At 67.4% G+C, this 21,651-nt stretch carries 19 protein-coding genes; 10 read left to right on the forward strand and 9 right to left on the reverse strand.

What is annotated here, in order from left to right; all coding sequences use genetic code 11:
- Positions 1 to 92 precede the first annotated feature (92 nt).
- Positions 93 to 515, reverse strand: coding sequence for a large conductance mechanosensitive channel protein MscL (gene mscL, locus AB4Z10_RS02220; protein ID WP_441468721.1), 423 nt, complete (start codon positions 513 to 515; stop codon positions 93 to 95).
- A 263-nt stretch (positions 516 to 778) separates the two neighbouring features.
- On the opposite strand from mscL, the gene AB4Z10_RS02225 reads away from it, so the two are divergent.
- On the forward strand, positions 779 to 4,342 hold the full coding sequence (locus AB4Z10_RS02225; protein WP_441468722.1) for a hybrid sensor histidine kinase/response regulator: 3,564 nt from the start codon (positions 779 to 781) through the stop codon (positions 4,340 to 4,342).
- A gap of 6 nt (positions 4,343 to 4,348) precedes the next feature.
- Here the strand turns inward: AB4Z10_RS02225 and AB4Z10_RS02230 are convergent, their stop codons facing one another.
- Positions 4,349 to 4,909: a thioesterase family protein gene (locus tag AB4Z10_RS02230; protein WP_441468723.1), complete on the reverse strand. Its 561-nt coding sequence runs from the start codon at positions 4,907 to 4,909 to the stop codon at positions 4,349 to 4,351.
- A 120-nt stretch (positions 4,910 to 5,029) separates the two neighbouring features.
- Here AB4Z10_RS02230 and AB4Z10_RS02235 point away from each other — a divergent pair, with 120 nt between their 5' ends.
- The 4 genes from AB4Z10_RS02235 (at position 5,030) to AB4Z10_RS02250 (ending at position 7,549) form a co-directional block, all read left to right on the forward strand.
- Positions 5,030 to 5,542 (forward strand): tyrosine phosphatase family protein, encoded by a 513-nt coding sequence (locus AB4Z10_RS02235; protein ID WP_441468724.1) that lies wholly within the window; start codon positions 5,030 to 5,032, stop codon positions 5,540 to 5,542.
- Positions 5,543 to 5,689: 147 nt separating this feature from the next.
- Positions 5,690 to 6,154: an Lrp/AsnC family transcriptional regulator gene (locus AB4Z10_RS02240; RefSeq protein WP_441468969.1), complete on the forward strand. Its 465-nt coding sequence runs from the start codon at positions 5,690 to 5,692 to the stop codon at positions 6,152 to 6,154.
- A 73-nt stretch (positions 6,155 to 6,227) separates the two neighbouring features.
- Positions 6,228 to 6,500, forward strand: a complete 273-nt coding sequence (locus AB4Z10_RS02245) for an exodeoxyribonuclease VII small subunit (RefSeq protein ID WP_441468725.1) — start codon at positions 6,228 to 6,230, stop codon at positions 6,498 to 6,500.
- Between the two features lie 128 nt (positions 6,501 to 6,628).
- Positions 6,629 to 7,549: a pirin family protein gene (locus AB4Z10_RS02250; RefSeq protein ID WP_441468726.1), complete on the forward strand. Its 921-nt coding sequence runs from the start codon at positions 6,629 to 6,631 to the stop codon at positions 7,547 to 7,549.
- Positions 7,550 to 7,577: 28 nt separating this feature from the next.
- Here the strand turns inward: AB4Z10_RS02250 and AB4Z10_RS02255 are convergent, their stop codons facing one another.
- Positions 7,578 to 8,807 carry an MFS transporter gene (locus tag AB4Z10_RS02255; protein ID WP_441468727.1) on the reverse strand — a complete coding sequence of 410 codons (1,230 nt, stop codon included), beginning with the start codon at positions 8,805 to 8,807 and terminating at the stop codon, positions 7,578 to 7,580.
- Between the two features lie 181 nt (positions 8,808 to 8,988).
- Between AB4Z10_RS02255 and dxs the strand changes: the two genes are divergently transcribed.
- Both dxs and AB4Z10_RS02265 read left to right on the forward strand, forming a co-directional pair.
- Complete coding sequence (dxs, locus tag AB4Z10_RS02260) at positions 8,989 to 10,899, forward strand: 1-deoxy-D-xylulose-5-phosphate synthase (RefSeq protein ID WP_441468728.1); 1,911 nt, start codon at positions 8,989 to 8,991, stop codon at positions 10,897 to 10,899.
- Positions 10,900 to 10,908: 9 nt separating this feature from the next.
- Entirely contained in the window at positions 10,909 to 11,637 is a 729-nt protein-coding gene (locus AB4Z10_RS02265) for a TlyA family RNA methyltransferase (protein ID WP_441468729.1), read from the forward strand.
- Here the strand turns inward: AB4Z10_RS02265 and AB4Z10_RS02270 are convergent, their stop codons facing one another.
- Positions 11,638 to 12,138 carry a hypothetical protein gene (locus AB4Z10_RS02270; protein WP_441468730.1) on the reverse strand — a complete coding sequence of 167 codons (501 nt, stop codon included), beginning with the start codon at positions 12,136 to 12,138 and terminating at the stop codon, positions 11,638 to 11,640.
- 88 nt (positions 12,139 to 12,226) lie between these two features.
- On the opposite strand from AB4Z10_RS02270, the gene AB4Z10_RS02275 reads away from it, so the two are divergent.
- A complete protein-coding gene (locus AB4Z10_RS02275; RefSeq protein ID WP_441468731.1) occupies positions 12,227 to 12,994 on the forward strand; it encodes an SOS response-associated peptidase in 768 nt (255 codons plus the stop codon).
- A 48-nt stretch (positions 12,995 to 13,042) separates the two neighbouring features.
- Complete coding sequence (locus tag AB4Z10_RS02280) at positions 13,043 to 14,638, forward strand: gamma-glutamyltransferase family protein (protein WP_441468732.1); 1,596 nt, start codon at positions 13,043 to 13,045, stop codon at positions 14,636 to 14,638.
- Between the two features lies 1 nt (position 14,639).
- Here AB4Z10_RS02280 and AB4Z10_RS02285 read toward each other — a convergent pair whose 3' ends face one another.
- The 5 genes from AB4Z10_RS02285 to AB4Z10_RS02305 form a co-directional block, all read right to left on the reverse strand.
- On the reverse strand, positions 14,640 to 15,416 hold the full coding sequence (locus AB4Z10_RS02285; protein WP_441468733.1) for an ABC transporter permease: 777 nt from the start codon (positions 15,414 to 15,416) through the stop codon (positions 14,640 to 14,642).
- Positions 15,416 to 16,141, reverse strand: a complete 726-nt coding sequence (locus tag AB4Z10_RS02290) for an ABC transporter ATP-binding protein (RefSeq protein ID WP_441468970.1) — start codon at positions 16,139 to 16,141, stop codon at positions 15,416 to 15,418. The genes AB4Z10_RS02285 and AB4Z10_RS02290 overlap by 1 nt, the downstream gene beginning before the upstream one ends.
- A gap of 220 nt (positions 16,142 to 16,361) precedes the next feature.
- A complete protein-coding gene (locus AB4Z10_RS02295; protein WP_441468971.1) occupies positions 16,362 to 17,435 on the reverse strand; it encodes an ABC transporter substrate-binding protein in 1,074 nt (357 codons plus the stop codon).
- Between the two features lie 262 nt (positions 17,436 to 17,697).
- The gene (locus AB4Z10_RS02300) at positions 17,698 to 19,110 is read right to left on the reverse strand and encodes an FAD-binding oxidoreductase (RefSeq protein WP_441468734.1); all 1,413 of its coding nucleotides are present in this window, start codon (positions 19,108 to 19,110) and stop codon (positions 17,698 to 17,700) included.
- 15 nt (positions 19,111 to 19,125) lie between these two features.
- The gene (locus tag AB4Z10_RS02305; RefSeq protein WP_441468735.1) at positions 19,126 to 20,364 is read right to left on the reverse strand and encodes a class I SAM-dependent RNA methyltransferase; all 1,239 of its coding nucleotides are present in this window, start codon (positions 20,362 to 20,364) and stop codon (positions 19,126 to 19,128) included.
- A 142-nt stretch (positions 20,365 to 20,506) separates the two neighbouring features.
- Here AB4Z10_RS02305 and AB4Z10_RS02310 point away from each other — a divergent pair, with 142 nt between their 5' ends.
- Positions 20,507 to 21,553, forward strand: coding sequence for a cysteine synthase A (locus AB4Z10_RS02310; protein ID WP_441468736.1), 1,047 nt, complete (start codon positions 20,507 to 20,509; stop codon positions 21,551 to 21,553).
- The last annotated feature ends 98 nt before the right edge of the window (positions 21,554 to 21,651 follow it).

Below are 21,651 nucleotides of genomic sequence, written 5' to 3' on the forward strand. Positions count from 1 at the left end.
TCCTTTAGCCGATCGCGGCGCCGGCTGGCATGAAATCGCGAGATCAGGTCAATCGGCCGCCGTGATGAATCGCGGCCACGCAGGCGAATGCGTCAGACGTTCTTCTGCTGCTTGAGCAGGTCCCGGATCTCGGTGAGGAGCGCGACATCGGCCGGGGGCGCAGCCGGCGACGCCGGGGCGGCCTCAGCCTTGCGCTTGAGCTGGTTGATGCCCTTGACCACAAGGAAGAGGACGAAGGCGATGATCACGAAGTTGATCGCCACCGTGACGAAGTTGCCGTAGGCCAGAACGGCGCCCTGCTTCTTGGCCTCCACCAGAACGGGCGCCGTAACGGCACGATTGAGGCCGAAGAAGTAGTTCGAGAAATCGACGCCGCCGAGCGCGCCGATGAACGGCATGATGATGTCCTGGACGAGAGAATCGACGATCCTGCCGAAGGACGCGCCGATGACCACGCCGATGGCGAGGTCGATGACATTGCCCTTCAGGGCGAATTCCTTGAATTCCTTCAGCATGCTGCACCCCTGAGCTAGCAGACGACACTTCCCCGTCAATCGGTCCCGAACGCTAGACCAACCCGACAGAGCAGGAAAAGCCTAAATGCCCGGCCGAATCAGGCGCATCGGGGCTTTTGCGGCAAAGAGCTGGGGATGACTTGCGCCTTTGTCCTATGGCGGGCTCGGGGCGCGTCCGATAAACTGCCGCAAAACTCGAAGCGGAAGCTCATGGCGCCTGAACTCCGGCCTCGCTCGCGCATCGTCGCGCCAGGGATCACGGCATGATTCCGGCGTGGACCGTCATCCTGGTCGCGCTCGCCTATCTCTGCGGGCTGTTCGCCGTCGCGCATATCGCCGACACTTCGGGGCGCAAGCTGATGACCGGCCGGGCGCGCACCACGATCTATGCGCTCGCGCTCGGCGTCTACTGCACCTCCTGGACCTTCTACGGCTCGGTCGGCTTCGCAAATCGCGCCGGTTTCGACTTCCTCGGGATCTATGTCGGGCCGATCCTCGTCATCGGCCTCGGACACCGCTTCGTCGCGCGCATCGTCAGCATCGCCAAATCGCAGAACATCACCTCGATCGCGGATTTCGTCGGCGCGCGCTATGGCAAAAGCGAGCGCGTGGCGGCGCTGGCCTGCATCGTCGCCGTCATCGGCGCCCTGCCCTATATCGCGCTGCAGCTGAAGGCCGTGGCCAATTCGCTTTCGGTCTTTCTCACCGCGACGGGCGGGCATGCGCTGGTGCCGGGCGTGCCGCTGCTGAGCGACCTGCCCCTCGTCGTCGCGATCGTGCTCGCCGGCTTTGCCTGCGCCTTCGGCACGCGCCACATCGACGCCACCGAGCATCAGGACGGGCTCGTGCTCGCGATCGCGGTCGAATCGCTGATCAAGCTCGTGGCGTTCCTCGTGCTTGGTTTCTTCATCGTCTACGGCCTGTTCGGCGGCCCCGGCGACCTGCTCGCCCAGGCAGCGAACCCACCAGAGGGGATGGTGCCGATCTGGGAGCGGACCTCGAGCTGGCCGAACTTCCTGACGCTGACCCTGCTGTCGAGCTGCGCGGCGCTGCTGCTGGCGCGGCAGTTCCACATGACCATCGTGGAGAACCGCGACGTCCGCGACGTGCGGCGGGCAGCCTGGATGTTCCCGCTCTACCTCGTACTGATCAACCTGTTCGTGCTGCCGCTGGCGGCGGCCGGCGAGATCATGATGCCCGGCAGCGGGGTCGATCGCGACATGACCGTGCTGCTGCTGCCGTTGCAGCGCGACGCGGGGGTGATCGCGCTCCTTGTCTTCGTCGGCGGCCTCTCGGCGGCGACGGCGATGGTGATCGTCGCCTCCGTCGCGCTCGCGATCATGATCTCCAACCACATCGTGATGCCGGTGCTGCTGCGCGTGCGTCGCGCGCTGAGCGACCCGACCCGCTCCCGCCGACTCTTCAGCGACGGCAATGGCAGCACGGGCGGCGATCTCGGCTCACAGGTCGTCATCATCCGCCGCCTCGGCATCTTCCTCGTGATCCTGCTCGGCTATGTCTATTACCGGGCCTCGGGCGAGGCGGCGCTGGTCTCGATCGGCCTGCTCTCCTTCGCCGCGACGGCGCAGATCGCCCCGGCCTTCTTCGGCGGGCTGTTCTGGCGCCGCGGCACTGCCCTCGGCGCGACGGCCGGGCTGACGATCGGCACGCTCGTCTGGGCCTACACCCTGCTGATGCCGAGCCTCGCCTTGCCCGGCGGCTGGTGGAGCGAGGTCGTCGCAGAGGGTCCCTTCGGCGCGCAGAGCCTCAGGCCGGAAGCGTTGTTCGGGCTCGACTGGCCGGCGCTGCCGCATGGCGTGTTCTGGAGCCTCGGCCTCAACATCCTCGCCTATGTCGGCTTCTCGCTGCTCAGGCCCGCAAACGCGATGGAGCGGCTGCAGGCCAACGCCTTCGTCGAGTCGCAGCCCGCAGCCATGGCCCAGTCCTTCTCGCTCTGGCGGACCAGCATCACGGAAGGCGAGCTCCAGGCGACGATCGCGCGCTATCTCGGGCAGGAGCGCACGGAGCGGGCCTTTGAGGGCTTCAACTCCAGCCGCGGCGAAACGTCGGACTCGAATCGAGACGCCGACATCCATCTCTTGCGCTTCGGCGAACATCTGCTCTCCTCGGCAATCGGCGCGGCCTCGTCGCGGCTCGTGCTCTCCCTCCTGCTGAAGCGGCGCAACCTCTCGACCGAGGCCGCGTTCAAGCTGCTCGACGACGCCTCCGCCGCCCTCCAGTACAACCGCGACATCCTGCAGCACGGCCTGGACCATGCCGGCCAGGGCATCACGGTGCTCGACCGCGACCTGCGGCTGCTCGCCTGGAACCAGGCCTTCATCCAGCTCTACGACCTGCCGCCCTCGCTGGTGCGCTTCGGCACGGGGCTCGATGAGATCGTGCGCTTCAACGCGGCGCGCGGCGCCTACGGCGATGGCGCGCAGGACGAGCTGATGGCGGCGCGGCTGGAGAGCTTCATCAAGGACCGCGAGCCCGTGCGACTCAAGCTTTATCCCTCGAAGAAGGTGATCGAGGTCCGCACCAACGCCCTGCCGGATGGCGGCTTCGTCACGACCTACACCGACATCACCGAGACCGTGGCCGGCGAGGAAGAACTCGAACGCGCCAATGAGAGCCTCGAGAAGCGCGTCGCCGAGCGCACCGAGGAGCTGCTGCACGTCAATACCGAACTCCAGCGCGCCAAGGCGGAGGCCGAAGCCGCGAACGCCTCGAAGACACGCTTCCTCGCCGCCGCCAGCCACGACATCCTGCAGCCGCTGAATGCCGCGCGGCTCTATGCGACCTCGCTGGTCGAGCGCGACCGCTCCGCCGGCGAGCCCGATCTCGCCGAGAACATCGATGCCTCGCTCGATGCGGTCGAGGAGATCTTGACCGCGCTGCTCGAAATCTCGCGGCTCGATGGCGGCGCGTTGAAGCCCGAGCTGTCCTCTTTCCGCCTCGACGAACTGATGCGCCAGCTCCAGCGCGAGTTCGAGCCGAGCGCCCAGGAGAGGGGCCTGAAGCTCGTCTTCATGCCGACCAGCCTCGCGCTGCGCTCGGACCGGCGCCTGCTGCGCCGGCTGCTGCAGAACCTGATCTCGAACGCGATCAAATACACGCCGAACGGCAAGGTTCTGATCGGCTGCCGCCGCCGGGGCAATCAGGTCGCGGTCGAGGTGATCGACACCGGCCTCGGCATCCCGCAGAGCAAGCAGAAGACCGTGTTCCGCGAGTTCCAGCGGCTCGACCAGGGTGCCAAGGTGGCGCGCGGCCTGGGCCTTGGGCTATCGATCGTCCAGCGTATCGCGCGCGCGCTCGACCATGGGCTGACGCTCGATTCGGCGCCCGGGCGCGGGACGCGCTTCTCGGTGCTGGTGCCGCGCGCCGCGCCCCTGCCGGCGATGGCGACCGGGGCCGCGCCGCGGCAGGCCCCGGCCGGCCAGCTCGCCGGAATGCGGCTGCTGGTGATCGACAACGAGCCTGCCATTCTCGACGGGATGAAACGGCTGCTCGAAGGCTGGGGCTGCCAGGTCAGGACCGCGCCGAGCCTGGAAGAAGCCCTGCCGCATGTCGGCGGCAAGGGCGAAGCCGATGTGCTGATCGCCGATTATCATCTCGACCACGGCAACGGGCTCACCGCGATCAGTGCCTTGAGGGCGCGGGCGCGGACGCCGATGCCGGCGATCCTGCTCACCGCCGACAGGACGCCGCATGTCCGCGAGGCGGCGAATGCGCTCGACGTCTATCTGCTGAACAAGCCGCTGAAGCCCGCGGCGTTGCGCGCCCTGCTGGCGCAGTGGCGCGCGACGCGGCTGGCGGCGGAATAGCCGCTTTCAGCCAGCCCCCGAGGCGGCGCTGCGCATGGATTCCTCGGAGGCGAGGAAAGCCGCCACCTCCGCGGTCGGCGCCGGGCTTTCCACGTCGATGCCGATCTCGCCGAGCAGGCGCGCGACCGGCACATAGGCCCGGGCACCCTTGTCGTAGAGCGCTGCGCGGACCAGCGCGACGGCCGCGACGATCTCCCCGCCATCGCGACCGCGCATCAGCATGCGGTGCTGCATCACCAGCCAGTTCTCGCTCCAGCACAGGATCCTGGTTTCCAGCCGAAACGGCCGGAACAGGCGCATTTCGCGGCGGAAGCGGATCGTGCCGGCATTGACCACAGGCAGCCAGCGATGGCGCAGCACCGCCCGCCACAGCCCGCTGCGCAGCATCAGATCGAGCCGGCCGAGATCCATCAGCGCCCAGTAGCGGCCATTGTTCATGTGCAGGCTGGTGTCGAGATCGTGGAACCAGACGCGGAAAGGCAGAACGGACGCCTCCCCCGGCAAGGCGAGTCCCGGACGGAAACGGGTCGTCAGCAGGAGCCAGATCAGCCGGAGCCAGAGATTCATGGGAGCTTTCGCCGTGGCGGGTCGATGGGTCGCGGCTTCCATGTCATGGAGACGTCGGCACTGTCGATCATGCTATCGTCTGCCCCACCGGTTTCGCGCCGAGACATCCGGAGCCGTCCCTTGCCAAGCCTTCACGTTTGCCCGCTGTCCAGGTTGAGCGAGACCGTCGCCGCCGTCCGCGCCCGCCATCTCGTGACGCTGATCAATGCCGGCACGCCCGTCGAGCGACCGGCAGGGATCGATGCAAACCGCCACCTCTTCCTCGGCATGTCGGATATCAGCACGCCGCTGGAGGGCCATGTCCTGGCCGGGCAGGACCATGTCGAGCGGCTCATCGCCTTCCTGCGCGACTGGGACCGTGAGGCGCCCATGGTGATTCATTGCTGGGCGGGCATCAGCCGCTCGACGGCTGCAGCCTATATCGCCGCCTGTGCGCTCAACCCCAGCCGCGACGAGGAGGAGGCCGCCGACGCGCTGAGGATCGCCGCTCCCTCAGCGACGCCCAATGCCCGGCTCATCGCCCTCGCCGACGCGGTGCTCGGCCGTCGCGGCCGGATGATCCGTGCGATCGGACGAATCGGTCGCGGCGCCGATGCTTTCGAAGGCACGCCTTTCGCCATGCCCCTGGCCTGAATCGGCCTGCGCGGCCGCGCATATTCCTGCAAGGTCAAGGCAAGAAGCTGCGGATGTAAGCGCATCCGCCCAAGATCAACGCAGAAGATTGCTTGCATCGGACGAAATTTGCGACGATGCATCGCGCGGGAGGTTTCCGCAGTGACCATGATGATCGAGCTCGACTCGCGCGACCGCGCCATCCTGCGGCTTCTCCAGCAGGACGGCCGCATCACCAATTCCGACCTCGCCGAGAAGGTGCATCTGTCGCCCTCGGCCTGCCTGCGGCGCGTGCGGCAGCTCGAGGAAAGCGGCCTGATCCGCGGCTATGCGATGATGCTTGACGACAAGATCGCGGGCTTTCCCGGCACGGCCTTCGTCTTCGTCACGCTCGACCAGCAGGGCCGCGCCTCGCTGGAAAGCTTCGAGCAGGCGGTGCAGAGCCTACCGGAGATCCTCGAATGCCATCTGCTCGCCGGCGCACATGACTATCTGATGCGCGTGATCTATCGCGACAGCGCCGATTTCGAGCGCATCCACACCGACATCATCACGCAATTGCCGGGCGTCACGCGCGTCCAGTCGACACTGACGCTGCGCACCATCAAGAAGACCTCGGCGCTGCCGGTCTGATCGGCCTCCGACGAACCGGGTTGCGGCAAGGCGCGCTCCGGCCGATAAGCTCACGGCAAAGAGGAATCGGTCCGTGAGCCAAGACAGCAAGTCTCAAGACAATCCGAATGCCGATATCGCGGCCCTGCCCTTCGAGGCGGCGATGAAGGAGCTCGAAGGCATCGTCGCGCGGCTGGAGCGCGGCGACGTGCCGCTTGAGGAATCGATCGCGATCTATACGCGCGGCGAGGCGCTGAAAGCGCGCTGCGACGCGCTTCTGAAGCAGGCGGAAGCCCGCATCGAGCGCATCACGCTCGGCGCCGACGGCAAACCGACGGGCACGACGCCGCTCGACGTCGACGGCTGACCCGGAACGGCTGCGGCCCCGACAGCGGGGACCTTGAGATTGCGCCTCTGCCAGCGGCCGGTTGCAGCCGGCCTGCTTGCCCGCGAGCGCGATCGGGATCACGCTTCGTCCCAACCAAGGAGGCCGCCATGTCGCAACTGCCCGCCGACGACCCGATCCTGGGCGATGCCCGCTCCTGCGAGGCCATCGAAAAGGTGATCGTGCCACGCACGCGCGATCTCGGCGGTTTCCAGGTCCGCCGCGCCCTCCCCGCGATCGGCCAGCGCATGGTCGGCCCCTTCATCTTCTTCGATCAGATGGGGCCGGCCGAATTCCATCTCGGGGAAGGGCTCGACGTCCGCCCGCATCCGCATATCGGCCTTTCGACGGTCACCTATCTCTTCGACGGCGAGATCATGCACCGCGACTCGCTCGGCACGGCGCTGGCGATCAAGCCAGGCGCGGTCAACCTGATGACCGCCGGGCGCGGCATCGTCCATTCCGAGCGGACCGGACTGGAGGCGCGGGCCACGGGCCCGAAGCTCTACGGCATCCAGGCCTGGCTCGCCCTGCCGAAGACGCATGAGGAGATCGCCCCGCAATTCGTGCATCACGGTGCGCCCGAGCTGCCGAGGATCGTCGAAGGCGGGAAGCGCATCAGCCTGATCATGGGCTCGGCCTATGGCCAGACCTCGCCGGTGCAGTTCCCCTGGGAGGCGCTCTATGCCGAAGCCGTGCTCTCGCCCGGTTCCATCCTGCCGCTAGACCCCGACTACGACGAGCGCGCAGTCTATATCGTCTCGGGCAAGATCGACATCGCCGGCGAGGAGTTCGGCGCCGGCCAGTTGCTCGTCTTCAGGCCGGGCGACCGCATCTCCATCCTCGCGGTCGACCAGAGCCGCCTGATGCTGGTCGGCGGCGAGCCGATGGACGGCCCCCGCAATATCTGGTGGAACTTCGTCTCCTCGTCGAAGGAGCGCATCGAGCAGGCCAAGCAGGAGTGGAAGACCGGCCGCTTCGACACCGTGCCCGGCGACGACAAGGAGTTCATTCCGCTGCCCGAGGGCTGAAACAGTCGGCCGGCTGCCGCCGCCCCGTTCAGGCAATCTCGGACAGGTCCCGCAGCCTCGGCACCTGGGAAAAAGCGATGACGAGCAGCTGAACCAGGAAGCCCGCCGTCGCGAGCCCCAGGCACGCGGCGATGCCGAAATGCGCCGCCACGGATGCGCCGATCGCGGCACCCAGCGGCCTCGCGCCGAAGGTCGCCGTCATGATCAAGGCAGAGACACGACCGAGCATCGCATTGGGAGTGACCGCCTGCCGCAATGTCATCGTCGAGATCGTCCAGATGATCGGCCCGACACCGAACAGGAAGAAGCTCGTGCCGACCAGATTGACGGACGGAATCCAGAGCGTCGCAAGCATCACGGCGGCTGCACAAAGGCCGGCGAGCGGCCCGAGCAGGATCAGCGTCCCGAAAGTGACCTGCCGCGCAATATGAGGGGCGAGGACAGCGCCGACGATCATTCCCGCGCCGTAGATGCCGAGGGTGACGCCGACCTCGGTCGCACCGAGGCCGAGATTCTGGACGGCGTATGCCACATAGACCGCCTGGAAGACGAACCAGGAGACGTTGAAGAAGACCGCCGTCACCAGGATCGGCCTGAGCAGATCGTGGCCGGCGACGAAGCGAGCGCCCTCCTTCAAATCGTGCAGGAGATCGCGTCGTGGGCCGGACGGTGCCTCATCCCTCGGCAGGCCGGCCAGCAGGAGCGCGGCGAGGATCGAGAGCCCGGCCGCCAGACCGTAAGCCGTCGACACGCCGATCCATCCGACGAGCGCCCCGCCGAGCGCCGGGCCCCCGGCATAGGCGGCGCTGCGCGCCAGCTCCAGCCAGCGATTGGCGTCCGCAAGCCGGGCGCGCGGCACCACGGATGGAACGAAGGCCGGTGCCGCCACGCTGTAGCAGACCGTACCGACGGCGCCGAGCGCGCCGAGCACGGCGAGCCAGGTGAGGTTGAGGCCACCGGAGACCAGCAGCAACGGAATGGCGAGCAGCGACAGCGCACGCAGCGCTTCCGTGCCGACCATGAGCCGGCGCCGCGAGGCACGGTCGACCATCAGCCCTGCGGGAATCGACAGCAGAAGGAAGGGCAAAGTCTGTGCCGTCTGCAGCCAGCCGGTCTCGGCCGGGCCGGCCGAGAGCAGGAGAACCGCAGCCAAGGGTGCGGCGGCCAGCGCGATCTGCTCCGAGAACTGGGCAGAGAGATTGGACCAGCCGATGCGCCTGAATGCCGCCGGCAGAGGTGTGATATCGGTCGGGTTCATCGCTTGATGTCCTCAGAAGCAGTCGTGAGGACACTGAAAAGCCTTGCCGGCGTGGGAACCACCCGTTTCGTGGGAAGATGCTGCCTCGCCGATGCAGAGGCAGATCCCAACCGTGGTTTGCCAGCGCGGCGCGCAGGCACTATTTCAGGACAGAACCATTCCAACGAGCCCGGACAGCCTCGTGCCACGCCCTGCGACTCCTCTGCTCGACACGATCCACGATGCCGCCGATCTGCGAGAGCTCGACGATGCCCAGCTTCGGCAAGTGGCGGATGAGCTGCGGCTGGAAACGATCGACGCCGTCTCCGTCACCGGCGGACATCTCGGCGCCGGGCTCGGCGTGGTCGAGCTCACCGTCGCGCTGCATCATGTCTTCGACACCCCGCGCGACCGGCTGATCTGGGATGTCGGTCACCAGGCCTATCCACACAAGATCCTGACCGGGCGGCGCGAGCGCATCCGCACGCTGCGCCAGCCGGGCGGCCTTTCCGGCTTCACCAAGCGCTCCGAGAGCGAATACGATCCCTTCGGCGCCGCCCATTCCTCGACCTCGATCTCCGCCGGGCTCGGCATGGCCGTCGGGCGCGATCTCAAGGGCGAGCGCAACAACGTCATCGCCGTGATCGGCGACGGCGCTATGTCGGCCGGCATGGCCTATGAAGCCATGAACAATGCCGGTGCGCTCGGTTCGCGCCTGATCGTCATCCTCAACGACAACGACATGTCGATCGCCCCGCCGGTCGGTGCGATGTCGGCCTATCTGGCGCGGCTGGTCTCGGGCCGGACCTATCGTTCCCTGCGCGAAGTCGCCAAGCAGCTCGCCGAGCGGCTGCCGCGCTTCTTCCACGACAAGGCGAAGCGCACCGAGGAATATGCCCGCGGCTTCTGGACCGGCGGGACGATGTTCGAGGAGCTCGGCTTCTACTATGTCGGGCCGATCGACGGGCACAATCTCGACCATCTGCTGCCGGTGCTGCGCAACGTCCGCGACGCCGGGAACGGGCCGATCCTCGTCCATGTCGTGACGCAGAAGGGCAAGGGCTACGCCCCGGCCGAGGCCAGCGCCGACAAATATCACGGCGTCGTCAAGTTCGATCCCGTGACCGGCCTGCAGGCCAAGGCGCCGGCGAATGCGCCGAGCTACACGGGCGTCTTCGCCAACGCGCTGATCAAGCAGGCGCGGGAGGACGAAAAGGTCGTCGCCGTCACCGCCGCCATGCCGTCCGGCACCGGGCTCGATGCCTTCGGCAAGGAGTTTCCCTCGCGCACCTTCGACGTCGGCATCGCCGAGCAGCATGCGGTGACCTTCGCGGCCGGGCTCGCGACCGAGGGCTACAAGCCCTTCGTCGCGATCTACTCCACCTTCATGCAGCGCGCCTATGACCAGATCGTCCATGATGTGGCGCTACAGAAGCTCCCCGTTCGCTTTGCGCTGGACCGAGCCGGGCTTGTCGGCGCGGATGGCGCAACCCATGCCGGCTCCTTCGACATCGCCTATCTCGCCTGCCTGCCCGACATGGTGGTGATGGCGGCGGCCGACGAGGCCGAGCTCACCCATATGGTCGCGACCGCCGCCGCCTATGACGAAGGGCCGATCGCCTTCCGCTATCCGCGCGGCGAAGGCGTCGGCGTCGAGATTCCGGATGTCGGCATGCCCTTGGAGATCGGCAAGGGCCGCATCGTGCGTGAAGGGACGCGCGTCGCCCTGCTCTCGCTCGGCACGCGCCTGGCGGAAGCGCTTAAGGCAGCCGATCTGCTGGCCCAGCGCGGGCTCTCGACCACGGTCGCCGATGCGCGCTTCGCCAAGCCTCTCGATGAAGCGCTGATCCTCAAGCTCGCCCGCGAGCATGAGATCCTGATCACGATCGAGGAAGGCTCGGTCGGCGGCTTCGGCAGCCATGTGCTGCATCTGCTGGCGCGCAGCGGCGCGCTCGATGCGGGCCTGAAGGTGCGGACGCTGACCCTGCCTGACGTCTACCAGGATCACGACAAACCCGACGCGATGTATGCCGCCGCCGGGCTCGACGCTGCCGGCATCGTCGCCGCCGTCGATGGCGCGCTCGGGGCGCCGAACGTCGTCAAGCGCGCCTGATATTCACCCATGAAAAGCCGTGCGGACCAACTGCTCGTCGAGCGCGGCTTCTTCGAGAGCCGCGCGCGGGCGCAGGCCGCTATCGCCGCCGGGCTCGTCAGCGTCGCCGGCCGGCCGGTACGCAAGGCCTCGGAAATGGTGGCTGATGACGCCGAGCTGACCGCCGAGGCGCCTCACCCTTACGTCTCGCGCGGCGGCCTCAAGCTGGAAGGCGCCCTCAATGCCTTCGGCTTCGATCCGCAAGGGCTGGTCTGCCTCGATGTCGGCTCCTCGACCGGCGGCTTCACCGACCTCCTGCTGAAGCGCGGCGCACGCCAGGTCGTCGCCGTCGATGTCGGGCGCGACCAGCTCCACAATTCGCTGCGGACCGATCCGCGCGTCACCAGCTTCGAAGGCCAGGACATCCGAACGCTGGCTTCGGAAGCCCTGCCGGCGCGGCCGAGCCTCGCCGCGATCGACGTCAGCTTCATCTCGCTCAAGCTGGTGTTGCCGGCCGTGGCCGCGCTGCTCGCGCCGGCTGCCGGCATCGCGGCGCTGATCAAGCCCCAGTTCGAGGCCGGCCGCGCCGCCCTCAAAAAGGGCATCGTCCGGGACGAAGCGATTCAGCGTCAGGTCTGCGACGACATCGTCACGGCGTTGCGTGCGCTTGGCTTCACGGTCGACGGACCGATCCCTTCCCCGATCGACGGCGGCGACGGCAACCGGGAGTTCCTCGTCGGGGCGCGGCGGAAAGCGTGATCAGCGCGTCAACAGCGCGTCGATCTGCGCTTGCAGAACAGCATCCTCGACGGCCGTGATGTCGATCATGCCGTTGGCGTTGATGAACTGCGTGGCGCGGGCGATCTGCCGGCGCAGCGCATCGCTCGCCACGTTGACGATCATCGGCAGCTCCTTCGGTTGCGGCGTCTCTGCAAGCAAAGCTGTCACGGTGCGCACCAGCCGGGTCATCGATCGGCAGACATCCTCGAACGCGCTCGCGTGGACGGGATCGATGCGGTCATAGGCCGCCAGCGCCGAAGCCGCGCAACGCAAGGGCGAGCGTCGGAAATGCTCGCGATAGCTGATGCTCTGCCAGGCCTGGAGATCGGCGACGAGACTCTCGTCCATGCCGGCCATCTCGATCAGCATCAGGGCTTCGCTGTAGCGGTTGAGGAAATCGGTCGAGAGCCGGGGAGCGTCGACGCTTCCAGCCAGTCCCACCGGCACCTCGGCCAGCACATTCGTCGCGATGGCACTCATCTTCTGCCCCGGAATCGGCGCGACTATGTTTGGCCAACCGGAAAGAAAGTGTTGATCTGACCGCCTCGTCTCGACGTAAACAGCCGGCATGTGCGGACGCTATGCGATCACCCTCCCCCCTGAAGCGATGCGCGAGGCCTTCGGCTATCGCGAGCAGCCGAACTTCCCGCCGCGCTACAATATCGCACCGACACAGCCGGTGCCTGCGGTGCTCGTGCATGACGGGGCACCGCGCTTCCTGCTGATGCGCTGGGGCTTCATTCCCGGCTGGGTGAAGGACGCGAGGGACTTTCCGCTCGTCATCAACGTCCGCAGCGAGAGCGCCGCCGAGAAGCCGTCTTTCCGCAATGCTCTGACGCGCCGGCGCTGTCTGCTGCCCGCCGATGCCTTCTATGAATGGCGGCGCAGCGGTGCCGGCCGGCAGGCGCAGAGCGAGGCCTTCCTGTTCCGCCGGCCCGATCGCGGCTTCTTCGCCTTCGCCGCGCTGTGGGAGACCTGGCATTCCCCGGATGGGTCCGAGATCGACACGGTCGCGATGATGACCGGTCCGGCGAACGGCCTGATGGCCGCCATCCACCACCGCTGCCCGATCATTCTCGATCCGCGCGACTATGCTGCGTGGCTCGATCCGCAGGCCACGGCCGAGCAGACCAGGCGCCTGCTCAAGCCGCCGCCGGACGATCTGCTGGAAGCCGTCGCCATCGGCAACGCCGTCAACAAGGTCGCCAATGACAGTCCGGAGGTGCAGTTGCCTCTGGCCGAGCTGCCCGATCAGGAGCCCCCCGAAGCGCCGAAGCGCCATGCGCGCAAAGCGGCCCGGCCTCCCACGGATGACGGGCAAGGCAGCCTGTTCTAGCGCTGGAATCATGCTCTGATCGTCGCAGAAGACGACGAGGAGACGCAGATGCACGGCCGCCGCCCCACCATGACCTCCCGCCACGGCATGGTCGCCGCGGCCCATCCGTTGGCGGCACAGGCCGGCGCGAGATTGCTGGCGCAGGGCGGCAACGCCTTCGACGCCGCAGCCGCCACCGCCGCCGCGCTCAATGTCGTCGAGCCCTTCATGTCCGGCCTCGCAGGGATGGGCTTTGCGACACTATGGGTCGCCGCCGAGCGGCGCGTGCGGGTGCTCGATTTCGTACCGCCGATCCCGGCCAGCTTCCCGGCCGAACGCTTCAGCAAACGCAGCGACCTCGAACGCGGCCCGCTCGCCGTCGCCGCCCCCGGCAACCTCGCCGGCTGGTGCGAGCTGGCGAAGACCTACGGCCGCAAATCGTTGCCGGAGATCTTCGCGCCGGCCATCGCGCTGGCGCGGGATGGTTTCGCGCTAGCCGAGTTCGGCGCGGCGGAGTTCGAGGAGAACGATCCGCTGCTGCAGAACCGCCCCGCGCTCTATCCGGCCTGGTCCCGGAACTATCAGCCCGGCGGCGCGCTGCATCTCGGTTCGCTGCTGGTGCAGTCCGACCTCGCCCAAACCTTCAGCGAGATCGCCGAGAAGGGGCCCGATCACTTCTACCGCGGCGCCCTCGGCGAGAAGGTGATTGCCCATCTGCAAGCGCTCGGCGGCTCGATGACCATGGCCGATCTCGCGGCGGTGAAGACGGTGTGGCGCGAGCCGCTGGCGGCGAGCTTCCACGGGCTGAGCGTTCATGTGCCGCCGCCGCCCTGCGAAGGCTTCCAGTTCCTGCTGACGCTGCGCCTGCTCGACGGGCTCGACCTCGCCGCCCTGAGGAAGGACGGGCCTGATCATCTCGACCTCGTCTACCGCGCCATCCGCCTCGCCGCCGGCGAGCGCATCGCCCACAACAACCCCAGCCCTGACAAGCTCGCCGAACTTTTGTCCGACGACGCGGTGGAGCGGCTGCGCAAGCGCCTCACCGACGGCAAGCCGGTGACGGGGCCGACCGAGCAGTGGACGCCGCAGGAGAGCGAGGACCCGGCGCATACGACGTCGTTCTCGATCGCCGACAGCGACGGCAACCTGATCTGCATCACGCAGAGCCTCGGCAGCCCCTTCGGCAGCGGCGTCGTCGTGCCCGGCACGGGTCTGTGCCTCAATAACTTCCTGTATTGGGCGGATGTGCAGACCGGCAGCCCGAACCGGGCCAAGCCCGGCGATGCGCTGGCGATGTGCATGTCCCCGTCGATCTCGACGCGCGACGGCAAACCGGTGCTCGCGCTCGGCACGCCCGGCAGCTACGGCATCATGCAGACGCAGGCCCAGGCGATGGTCCAGCACCTCGCCTTCGGCCTGCCGCTGCAGGAGGCGATCGAGGCGCCGCGCGCCCGGCTCTGGGACGGCCACCTCGTCGAGATCGAGAACCGGGTCGCGCCTGAGACCATCGACGAGCTCGTCCGGCGCGGCCATGATGCCCGCGCCTTCGATGTCGGCTGGACGATGCGCTGCGGTGGCATGCAGGCGGTCGCCGTCGATCCGGCGACCGGTGTGTCCACAGGCGCCGCAGATCCGCGCCGCGACGGTTACGTCGCGACGCCGTAATTCAGGCGACGATCTCGCCGCGGAAGGCCCAGCGGGTCATCCGCCGCTCGACCAAGGCGCAAAGCGCGTAAAGCGCCATGCCCATGATGGCGATGGAGAACAGGCCGGCGAAGGTCGTCGGCGCGTCGTTGCGCGCGCCGGCCGAGAGCATCAGGAAGCCGATGCCGCGATTGCCGCCCACGGTCTCCGACAGCACCGAGCCGACGAAGGCGAGCGTCACCGCGACCTTCAGGCTGGCGAAGAGATAGGGCATCGCGCGGGGCACGCCGACCTTGGTGAGGATTTCCCATTGGCTCGCGCCGAGCGAGCGCATCACGTCGCGCATCTCGGGCTCGATGGTGGCGAGGCCCGTGGCGACGTTCACGACGATCGGGAAGAAGGAGATGACGAAGGCGGTGATCACCGCCGGCAGCGCGCCGACGCCGACCCAGATCATCAGGATCGGTACGATCGCGACCTTCGGGATCGCGTTGAAGGCGATCAGCAGCGGGTAGAGACCGGAATAGACGAAGGGCGAGGCGCCGATGGCCAGGCCCAGCAGCAGGCCGAAGCCGATCGCCAGTGCGAAGCCGATGAGCGTGGTCCAGAGCGTCTCCAGGCAGAAGCGCAGCAGGATGTCCCAGCGCTGAACCATCGTCTCGAAGATGCGCGTCGGGCGCGGCGCCAGAATCTCGGGCACGTCGAAGACGATGCAGGCCAGCTCCCAGGCGAGCAGCAGGCCTGCCATGGCAAGCCAGGGCATGGCGAGGAGCAATATGCGCCTCTGAGTCTCGCTCATCACGCATGCTCCAGATGGATGCGTTCGCGCAGTTCGTGGACGATGTCGACGAACTCGACCGAGAAGGTCGTCTCCAGCGTGCGCGGGCGCGGCAGCTCGATCTTGCGGATCTTGACGATCTTTCCGGGGCGCCGGCTCATCACATAGACGGTGTCGGCGAGATAGACCGCCTCGCGCAGATCGTGCGTGACGAGGACCGCTGTGAACCGGCGCTCCATCCAGAGCTTCTGCATCACGCTCCAGAGCTCTTCACGGGTGAAGGCGTCGAGCGCGCCGAAGGGCTCGTCGAGCATCAGGATATCCGGCTCGTGGACGAGCGCGCGGCACAGGCTGGAGCGCTGCTGCATGCCGCCCGAGAGCTGCCAAGGGTACTTCTGGCCGAAGCCGCCAAGGCCGACCGAGGCCAGCAGCGCCTCGCCGCGCGCGATATATTCGGCCTTGTTGGCGCGGAAGCGGCGCTTGTGCGGCTCGACCACCTCCAGCGGCAGCAGGATGTTGTCGAGCGTCGTGCGCCAGGGCATCAGGGTCGGCGCCTGGAAGGCCATACCGACGCCGCGGATCGGCCCCTTCACCACCTGCCCGTGGACCCGAACCTCCCCTCCACTCGGCGGCAGCAGCCCGGTGACGAGTTTCATCAGGGTCGACTTGCCGCAGCCGGATGGGCCGACCACGGCGATGAACTCGCCCTTGGCGATGGAGAGCGTGGCATCTTCAAGCGCCAGCATGCGGCCGGGCCCGCTGCCATAGGCGAGGCTGACCTGCCGCAGTTCGACGAGAGGCGGTTGGGAGTTATTCCCCCCCAAGCCCTCATCCTGAGGAGCAGGCCGGGATGCCTGCGTCTCGAAGGATGGTCCAGATATCACGGGAGCCTCCTGAAGCATCCTTCGAGACGCCGCTCCTGCCGGAACAGCTCCTCAGGATGAGGGCCGGGGATGGAACGGCGCGTCAGGGCGCGACCATCCGCTCCGCCTTCGGCGGCAGGAACTTGCCCGTGAAGACCTTGTCCGGCTCCGGCGCGGAAGGCAGGCCGAAGGCTTCGGCCACGTCCTTGACCGAGCGGGCAAAGCGGGCCGGCTCGACATCGCCCATGCCGTTTTCCTTCACGAAGGGCGTCAGCACGTTCATCCGAAGCGACATGTCGAGGCGCTCTGCCTCCAGCTTCTCGTCGATCAGCGGGTCGCGCTTCTTGGCGGCAGCGATGCCGAGCGCCGGATTGGCAGCGACTTCCTTCCAGGCCTTGGCGGTGGCGCGCAGGAAGCCGGTCACGGCCTCGGGCTTCGCCGCCAGCGCCGGCGAGACGATGATACCGTTGCCGTAAACATCCATCTTGTAGTCGGAGTAGTTGAACGAGACGACGTCCTCCGCCTTCACGCCGCGCGCCTTCAGATCGAGGATCGAGGAGAAATAGTGCCCGGAAATGAAGTCGACCGTGCCCTGCACCAGCGACTGCTCACGCAGTTGCGGCGTCAGGTTGACGTGCTGGACGGTAGCAGCGTCGAGCCCGACCTTCTTGGCGAAGGCCGGGAACAGCCGGAATGAGGCGTCGAAGACCGGCGCGCCGAGCTTCTTGCCGGCGAGATCGGTCGGCTTTGTGATGCCGCTCTTCTTCAGCGCATGGACGCCGAAGGGCGGGAAATCATAGGCCATGAACACGCAGAGGATTTCCTTGCCCGCGTTCTTGGCGTTGTACTCGATCAGCGAGTTCACATCGGCGAAGCCGATATCGTAGGCGCCGGTCGCGACACGCTGGACTGCGCCGGCCGAGCCCTGGCCGGGGTCCATCGTCACGTCGAGCCCTTCGGCCTTGTAGTAGCCCTTGTCGAGCGCGACGAGGAAGGGCGAGGTCGGCCCCTGAAAGACCCAGTCGAGCGTGAATTTCAGCGAAGTCTGGGCGGCCGCCGGCATCGCCCCGGCCAGTGCAGCCGCTCCCACCAAGGCCGCACCGACAAGACCGCGCCGCGTCGGCCCGAAGCCCGTCATCCGCGCGCAATTCGACAGCATCCGCGTCACGCCGATCATACCAGCCAACCCCTCATGTTCTCGTTATGAGGCCGAAGGCTAGAGATGAGGCAAAAAGCGGTCAATCGAGCGCAGGGCGCATCCTGCCAAATTTTTGAGCAGGACGTTCCGGCAGCGATGCTTCACGACGCAGCCTGCCGATGGCGCGGGCAAGGGTTTGTGCCCTCCAGGAGCGATCGTCATTCTCGGGCGGAGCGGAACGCAGACCCGCGAATCTTGATCAGCAGATGCTCGGGTCAAGCCCGAGCATGACGAGCGCCACTCATTCCTGCGCCAGCATCGCGCCCGGGTTCAGAATCCCCCGCGGATCGAGCGTCTGCTTGATCGCGCGCATCAGGTCGAGCTCCACGGGGTCCTTCACGCCCGGCAGCAGGTCGCGCTTCAGGCGGCCAATGCCGTGCTCGGCCGAGATGGAGCCGTGGAGTTCCGTGACGATGGCATGGACCGCCTCGTTCATCTCGCTCCAGCGCGCGAGATAGGCGGCCTTGTCGGCGCCGACCGGCTGGCTGATGTTGAAATGGATGTTGCCGTCGCCGAGATGGCCGAAGGGCACGGGGCGGCAGCCCGGGACCATCGCTTCCACCGTCGCAATCGCGCGCTTCAGGAATTCCGGCGTGGCGTGGACCGGCACCGAAACGTCATGCTTGATCGAGCCGCCCTCATAGGTCTGCACCTCCGACATCATCTCGCGCAGCTTCCAGAAATCGGCGCGCTGGGTCAGCGACCCCGCCAGCGCAGCGTCGGTGACGATGCCATTCTCCAGCGCCTCGCCGAGGAAAGCTTCGACATGCTCGTCGAGCCCGGCGGCGGACTGGGCTGAGGCCTCCATCAGCACATACCAGGGCGACGGCTCGGATAGCGGGTCGCGCGCGCCGGACGCATGGCGCAGGACGAAATCCAGACCGATGCGCGGCATCAGTTCGAAGGTGGTCAGAGTGCCGCCGGCGCCGGCCTTCGCGGCGTTGAGTAAGGCAAGCGCCGCTTCCGGGTCCGGCACGGCAAGGAAGGCGGTGGCGCGGGCCGCCGGCAGCGGGAAGAGCTTGAGCACCGCGGCGGTGATGATGCCGAGCGTGCCTTCGGCGCCGATGAAGAGATCCTTCAGGTCGTAGCCGGTGTTGTCCTTGCGGAGCTGGCGCAGGCCGTTCCAGATGCGTCCGTCCGGCAGGACGACTTCGAGCCCAAGGCAGAGCTCGCGGGCATTGCCATAGGCAAGCACGGCGGTGCCGCCGGCATTGGTCGAGAGGTTACCGCCGATGGTGCAGGAGCCTTCCGAGGCGAGCGAGAGCGGGAAGAGGCGACCGGCCGCCTCGGCCGCATCCTGCGCCCGCTTCAGGGTGACGCCAGCCTCGACGATCATGGTGTCGCCGTCGGTGTCGACCGCCCGGATCTTGTCGAGGCGCTGCAGCGAGAGGATGACTTCCCTGCCCTCCGCAATCGGGATCTGGCCGCCGACGAGCCCGGTATTGCCGCCCTGCGGCACCAACGTCGTGCCGGTCTCGGCGGCGAGCTTCACCAGCTCCGCGACCTCGGCAGTCGAGCCTGGGCGGACGATTCCTTGCGCCTTGCCGCGGAAGAGATCGCGCCACTCCTTGAGATAGGGCACCATGGCGTCGGCATCGGTGATAACGTTCTTCGCGCCGACGATGCCGGCCATGCGATCAAGAATTGCGCTCATCCTGAAGCCCTGTCCTCAGCCCTTCCTGCCTCGCCGGAACACGCCGACGAGCTCGACATGGGCGGAATAGCGGAACTGGTCGACCGGCGTCACGGCCTCCAGCGCATAACCGCCCGCAACCAGCGTCGCAGCGTCGCGCGCGAAACTGCCGGCGTCGCAGGAAACGTAGACCACATCCCGGACCTTCGAGGCCGCAAGCCGCTTGACCTGCGCCTCCGCACCGGCGCGCGGCGGGTCGAGCACGACGACGTCGAAACCGTTGAGCTCATGCTCCAGCAGCGGGCGGCGGAACAGGTCGCGCGTCTCGGTCGCGATGGGTTTGAGCCCCTGCGTCGCGCCGGCGCCTTTGGTCAGAGCGAGCATCGCCGCCTTCTCGGTCTCGACGGCCAGCACCTGCATGCGCTCGGCCATACGGAAGCTGAACGGGCCGCAACCGGCGAAGAGATCGGCGACACGCTTTCCCTTCGGCAGGGCAGCCATGACGAGTCCGGCCAGAGCCTCCTCGCCCGCCGCCGTCGCCTGCAGGAAGCCCCCCGCGGCCGGCGCGACCAGCGCCTTGCCCATATGCTGCAAGGGCGGGCGGCGCTCGACGACGATCTCGCCATGGTTGGAGAGCCGGGCGAGGTCGAGCCGTTCCGCGAGTTGGGTCAGGGCCAGCCTGAGTTTGTCGGCGACCGGGCCGTGGCCACGCATGTCGACATCGAGCCCCGCCTCCGAGGCGGTGATCTGGATATCCAGCGGCTTGTTCGATCCGCCCATGCGGTTCGCCAGCATCTGCGCGACGGCAGGCGCTCGATCGAGGCCCGGCGCCAGCACCGGGCAGGCCTCGACCGCGATCAACTCATGGCTGCGTGCCGCCATGAAGCCGACGACCATCGCCTCGCCTTGGCGGCGAGCGTGGAAGGTGACACGCCGGCGCCCGGCGCCATGGGCATCGACGAGATCGGCGACCGGCGCCTCGATGCCGGCGCGGCTCAGCGCCGTGATCACCTGCTGGCGCTTCCATTCCCGGTAGAGGCCGGGCTCCATGTGCTGCGCCGCGCAGCCGCCGCAGCGGGTGAAGAGCGGGCAGATCGCAGCGATGCGGGATTCGGAGGGCGCGATGATCTCGACGAGTTGCCCGCGCTCGCCGTCGACCACTGCGCGCACGGTCTCGCCCGGCAGCGCATAGGGAACGAACACGGTGCCAGCGGGCGTCTGCACGATACCGTCGCCGCGCTGACCGAGGCGATCGACGACCAGAATTTCATTCATGGCGAGCCTTGGAGAAGAGTTTTCTCCCTGCTGCGGCTTGGCGACTGGCATGGTTGCGAACCCGGGGCGTGCGGCCCGCTTGCTTGGTGACCTTGGCGAGTGTTTCGCCTATCAGGTCAGAGACGAATTGGGAAATCCGGCCATGACCATCCGCAACGGCGTCATCGAAGCCATCGGCAACACCCCACTCATCAAGCTGCAGAAGGCGTCGCAGGAAACGGGTTGCGCCATCCTCGGCAAGGCCGAATTCATGAATCCCGGACAGTCGGTGAAGGACCGCGCCGCGCTCGCCATCATCCGCGACGCCGAGGCGAAGGGGCAGCTCAAGCCGGGCGGCGTCATCGTCGAAGGCACGGCGGGCAATACCGGCATCGGCATCGCGCTGGTCGGCAATGCGCTGGGCTATCGCTCGGTCATCGTCATCCCGGAGACGCAGAGCCAGGAAAAGAAGGACATGCTGCGGCTCGCCGGCGCGACGCTGGTCGAGGTGCCGGCCGCGCCTTATGCCAATCCGAACAACTACGTGAAGGTCTCGGGCCGCCTAGCCGAGGAGTTGGCGAAGAGCGAAGCGAACGGCGCGATCTGGGCCAACCAGTTCGACAATGTCGCCAACCGGCAGGGCCATTTCGACACCACCGGCCCGGAAATCTGGGATCAGACGGCGGGCAAGGTCGACGGCTTCATCTGCGCGGTGGGCTCGGGCGGCACGCTCGCCGGCGTCGGCATGGCGCTGAAGGCACGCAATCCGAAGGTGACGATCGGCCTCGCCGATCCTATGGGCGCTGCGCTGTATTCCTATTACACGAGCGGCGTGCTCAAGGCGGAGGGATCCTCGATCACCGAGGGTATCGGCCAGGGCCGCATCACCGCCAATCTGGAAGGCGCACCGGTCGATGCCGCCTTCCAGATCCCGGATGCGGAAGCGGTCCAGATCGTCTTCGATCTGCTGGAGCAGGAAGGCCTCTGCCTCGGCGGCTCCTCCGGCATCAACGTCGCCGGCGCGATCCGGCTGGCGAAGCAGATGGGCCCCGGCCACACCATCGTGACGGTGCTGTGCGACTATGGCACGCGCTACCAGTCCAAGCTGTTCAACCCCGAATTCCTGCGCTCGAAGAACCTGCCCGTTCCCGGCTGGCTGGAGCGCGATGCCGCGGCGCTGAAGCAGGTCGCTGCCAGGGTGATGGCGTAAAAGTCGGAATCATCGCCGCCAAAGCGCTCGCTTTGGCGGAAAAGTGATTTCCACGGACCGGGAACAGTTCTAGCCTGCCTTATGGTGATCTCGCGACC

Source organism: Allobosea sp. RAF48, from assembly GCF_052114025.1.
In the GTDB taxonomy this organism is placed as follows: domain Bacteria; phylum Pseudomonadota; class Alphaproteobacteria; order Rhizobiales; family Beijerinckiaceae; genus Allobosea.

Coding starts and splice junctions, on each gene's coding strand:
- AB4Z10_RS02270 (WP_441468730.1), bottom strand. CDS start 12,138: ATGAGTGCCATCGCGACGAATGTGCTGGCCGAGGTGCCGGTGGGACTG.
- AB4Z10_RS02310 (WP_441468736.1), top strand. CDS start 20,507: ATGACCATCCGCAACGGCGTCATCGAAGCCATCGGCAACACCCCACTC.
- AB4Z10_RS02265 (WP_441468729.1), top strand. CDS start 10,909: ATGAAAAGCCGTGCGGACCAACTGCTCGTCGAGCGCGGCTTCTTCGAG.
- AB4Z10_RS02250 (WP_441468726.1), top strand. CDS start 6,629: ATGTCGCAACTGCCCGCCGACGACCCGATCCTGGGCGATGCCCGCTCC.
- AB4Z10_RS02275 (WP_441468731.1), top strand. CDS start 12,227: ATGTGCGGACGCTATGCGATCACCCTCCCCCCTGAAGCGATGCGCGAG.
- AB4Z10_RS02225 (WP_441468722.1), top strand. CDS start 779: ATGATTCCGGCGTGGACCGTCATCCTGGTCGCGCTCGCCTATCTCTGC.
- mscL (WP_441468721.1), bottom strand. CDS start 515: ATGCTGAAGGAATTCAAGGAATTCGCCCTGAAGGGCAATGTCATCGAC.
- AB4Z10_RS02255 (WP_441468727.1), bottom strand. CDS start 8,807: ATGAACCCGACCGATATCACACCTCTGCCGGCGGCATTCAGGCGCATC.
- AB4Z10_RS02305 (WP_441468735.1), bottom strand. CDS start 20,364: ATGAATGAAATTCTGGTCGTCGATCGCCTCGGTCAGCGCGGCGACGGT.
- AB4Z10_RS02285 (WP_441468733.1), bottom strand. CDS start 15,416: ATGAGCGAGACTCAGAGGCGCATATTGCTCCTCGCCATGCCCTGGCTT.
- AB4Z10_RS02300 (WP_441468734.1), bottom strand. CDS start 19,110: ATGAGCGCAATTCTTGATCGCATGGCCGGCATCGTCGGCGCGAAGAAC.
- AB4Z10_RS02240 (WP_441468969.1), top strand. CDS start 5,690: ATGATGATCGAGCTCGACTCGCGCGACCGCGCCATCCTGCGGCTTCTC.
- AB4Z10_RS02290 (WP_441468970.1), bottom strand. CDS start 16,141: ATGCTGGCGCTTGAAGATGCCACGCTCTCCATCGCCAAGGGCGAGTTC.
- AB4Z10_RS02230 (WP_441468723.1), bottom strand. CDS start 4,909: ATGAATCTCTGGCTCCGGCTGATCTGGCTCCTGCTGACGACCCGTTTC.
- AB4Z10_RS02295 (WP_441468971.1), bottom strand. CDS start 17,435: ATGATCGGCGTGACGCGGATGCTGTCGAATTGCGCGCGGATGACGGGC.
- AB4Z10_RS02280 (WP_441468732.1), top strand. CDS start 13,043: ATGCACGGCCGCCGCCCCACCATGACCTCCCGCCACGGCATGGTCGCC.